The organism is Anaerolineae bacterium, from assembly GCA_014360855.1.
GTDB lineage: Bacteria > Chloroflexota > Anaerolineae > JACIWP01 > JACIWP01 > JACIWP01.
Genome location: JACIWP010000282.1, coordinates 1 through 3,673 on the forward strand (window position 1 = coordinate 1; position 3,673 = coordinate 3,673).

Genomic DNA, 3,673 nt, shown 5'->3' on the forward strand with positions numbered 1-3,673 from the left:
CTGTGGGGCTCCTACCAGCGCCTGCAGGGCACGTACTCAACCTTTTCCTACATCTTCATTTTCCTGATGGTGCTGACCCACCTGCGCCGGCGGGAGCAGGTGGACCGTTTTATCAACACCGTTGTCCTGACCAGCCTGCCCATCGCCATTTACGGTATCCTCCAGCACTATCAACGCGATCCCCTGCCCTGGGGCGGCGATGTCACCACCCGCGTCGCCTCCAACATGGGCAATGCCATCTTCGTCGCCGCCTATCTCATCATGGCCTTCTTCCTGACCCTGGAGCGGCTGATCCGCTCCTTCGCCCTGCTCATGGACGAGGAGAAGGGGTCCCTGGCGCACGCGGTGCAGACCGGCGCCTATATGGCCGTGTTGGTGGCGCAGCTCCTGACCATCTTCTTCACCCAGAGCCGGGGGCCCTGGCTGGGATTGCTCGCCGGCCTTTATGTCTTCGTCCTGCTGGGCCTCATCGCCCTGCGCCAGCGCCATCCCGACACCTCCCCCATCCGGGCAGACGAGGTGGCGCGCGCCGCCGGCACGGCACTGGTCACCCTGCCGGTGGGCGGCCTGCCGGCCTTCGGCCTGCTGGCCATCATGCGCCGCGGCCAGCGCTGGCTGTGGCTGAGCTGGCTGATGCAGGCCCTGTTCGGCCTCGCCTTCCTGGTGGTCTTCAACCTGCCCCACTCGCCGCTGGCACCGCTCCGCTCCTGGCCGTACATCGGCCGGCTGGGACAGGTCTTCGAGATGGAAAGCGGCACAGGCAGGGTGCGCACCCTCATCTGGGAAGGGGTGGTGGACCTGCTGGGACGGGACGCCGGCCGCACCATCATCGGCTACGGGCCCGAATCCATGTGGGTCGCCTACAATCAGGTCTACCCGCCCGAGCTGGCCCACTATGAGGCGCGCAACGCCTCCCCCGACCGCTCGCACAACGAGACCTTCGACGCGCTGGTGACGACTGGCGTCATCGGCTTCCTGGCATACATTTTCCTTTTCGGCAGTATCTTTTACTATGGGATGAAATGGCTGGGCCTGCTGGAGGGACCGGCCCAGCGCCGGCTGTTCATCGGCGCCAGCCTGGTCGGCGCGCTGGCCGGCGTGCTCATCCCCTGGCTCGTGGAGCGGAGCTGGCGCTTGGCCGGCGTGGGGCTGGCCGCCGGCTTCATCCTGGGCATCATCGCCTACCTCACCTGGGCGGCCGCCGCGCCGCGACATCGCGCGGCAGGCGAGGCACTGCCGGCCGGCCAACGGCTCCTGCTCATCGCCCTGCTGGCGGCCATCGTCGGGCATTTCGTGGAAATCCACTTCGGCATCGCTATCGCCTCCACGCGCGTCCATTTCTGGGCGCTGGCCGGCCTGTTGGTCGCCCTGCATCGGCACCGTATCCCGCTGGAGATATCCGCGCCGGCGCCGGCCCCCGCGCCGGCGAGCGCCAAGCGCAAGGGCGGCAAACAGCCCTCTGCCCGGCCGGCCGAGCCTCCCAGCTCCAGGCTAGTATACGTCATCGCCTTCTCGCTCATCGCGGCTCTCATCCTTGTCATCTGCGGTTATGACTACATCACGAACCAGGCCGGCGACTACTCTCCCCTGGCCGTCATCGCCCGCTCCCTGACCGCCATCGTGCGGGGGCCGGCGCAGTTCGAGACCTCTTATGGCATCCTGGGATTATTCGTGCTGACCTGGCTGGTGGGCGGCATGTTGAGCGTGGCCGGCGGTCTGACCCTGCATCGAGACCCATCCCGGGAGCCCTCGACGCGCTGGCTGACCTACGCGCTGGGGTATCTCGTCATCACCGCGGTACTGTGTATCCCGCTGATCGTGTGGCATGCCGGCCGGCTTGTCCCGTACGCGGCGGACCCGGCCAACCACATCATCGTGCCCTATACCGCCGTCTTCCTGGTCATGTTCCTGCTGGCCACCGTCCTCTTGTTCGAGACAAAGGAAGCCCTGCCGAACCTCGGCTGGGGCAAATACAGCGCCGTGTCGGCCCTGGCCGGCCTGGTGCTCTTCCCCCTGGCCTTCCTGGCGCTGGTCAACACCAACATGAATGTCATCCGGGCGGATGTCTACTTCAAACAGGGGAAACGGGCGGAATCGCTCCAGCAGTGGGATGCCAGCATCGCGTACTATCAGAAGGCCATTGATTTGACCCCGCGCCAGGATTACTATTACCTCTTCCTCGGGCGAGCACAGCTTCAGAAAGCGGAGAACCTGACGGACCCCGCGGCGCGCGACAGCCTGATCACGCAGAGCCTGGAGACTCTGCAGACGGCCCAGAGGCTCAATCCGCTGAACACCGATCACACGGCCAACCTCGGCCGGCTGTACCGCCTGTGGGCGCAGATGACCGAGGACCCCGCCAAGCGCCAGGAGCGCTTCGAGCAGTCGCTCCGCTATTACGAGCAGGCCACACGGCTCAGCCCGCACAACGCCGGCCTCTTCAACGAGTGGGGCCTGGTGTACTACTACATGGGACGCTATGACGAGGCCATGCAGAAATACCAGCAGTCGCTGGCCCTTGATTCCGAATTCAGCCAGACTTACCTGCTGATGGGGGATGTCTATCTGGCCTGGGAGCAGTGGGACAAAGCTGTCGAGGCATACCGTCAGGCACTGGCGCTGGAGCCGGAACTGGTGCAGGCGCACAGCGCCCTGGGCTATGCCTACGCCCGGCTGGGACGCGTGCAGGAGGCCATCCAGGAGAACCTGTACGTCGTGAGCATCGCCCCGGAGGACTATATCAGCCTGCGAAACCTGGCCCTGCTCTACCAGCAGGTCGGGGACATCACCCGCTCGCTGGAGTATGCGGAGCGCGCCCTGCCCCTGGCGCCGGCGCAAGAGCGGGACCCCCTCCAACAGCTCATCCAGCAGTTGCGGCAGTCCTTGGGAGGCTGATCCATGTCCTCCATCAAGCTGTACATGCTGATTTTCCTGACAGCGCTGATGGTCGCCGCCGGCAGTACGCCGCTCTTCCGCCGGCTGGCCCCACGCCTGGGCTTTATGGACCAGCCTTCCGCCCGCAAGGTGCATACCACCCCTATCCCAAGGCTGGGCGGTTTGGCCATCTACCTGGCGTTCGTCATCGCCCTGCTGGCCTTCGAGGACCGCTACAACATCAGCCAACTGCTCAGCATCGTGCTGGGCGCCACACTGGCCTCCTTCCTGGGATTGTGGGATGACCGCCGGCCCCTGCCGGCCTGGGTCAAGCTCATCGGCCAGACCACTGCCGCCGGCATCCTGGTGTTCTCCGACGTGCGCATCTCCCTGTTCCCCTGGCCGGCGGTGAACGTGCTGGCGACCCTCCTCTGGGTCGTGGGCATCACCAACGCCCTGAACCTGATGGACAATATGGATGGGCTGGCCGCCGGCGTGGCCGCCATCGCCGCCGGCTTCTTCCTCCTGCTGGCGGCCGGCAGTGGCCAGTACCTGGTCGGCGCCCTGGCCGCGGCGCTCCTCGGCGCCTGCATCGGCTTTCTCTTCTACAACCTCAACCCGGCGCAAATCTTCATGGGCGATTCTGGGAGCCTCTTCATCGGCTTCATGCTGGCCGCCGTGGGCATCAAACTGCGCTTCCCGCAGAACATCACCGCCGTCACCTGGATGATACCTGTGCTGGTGCTGGGGCTTCCCATCTTCGACACGGGGCTGGTCATCATCTCCCGCCTGCGGCGCG

2 protein-coding genes are annotated in these 3,673 nt (G+C 65.8%); both read left to right on the forward strand.

Annotation, left to right across the window (positions count from 1 at the left end; translation table 11 throughout):
* A partial coding sequence (locus H5T60_12675; protein MBC7243284.1) for a tetratricopeptide repeat protein occupies positions 1-2,895 on the forward strand: 2,895 nt, incomplete at its 5' end.
* A 3-nt stretch (positions 2,896-2,898) separates the two neighbouring features.
* Positions 2,899-3,673, forward strand: a 775-nt coding sequence (locus H5T60_12680) for an undecaprenyl/decaprenyl-phosphate alpha-N-acetylglucosaminyl 1-phosphate transferase (protein MBC7243285.1), incomplete at its 3' end; no start/stop codon positions are given.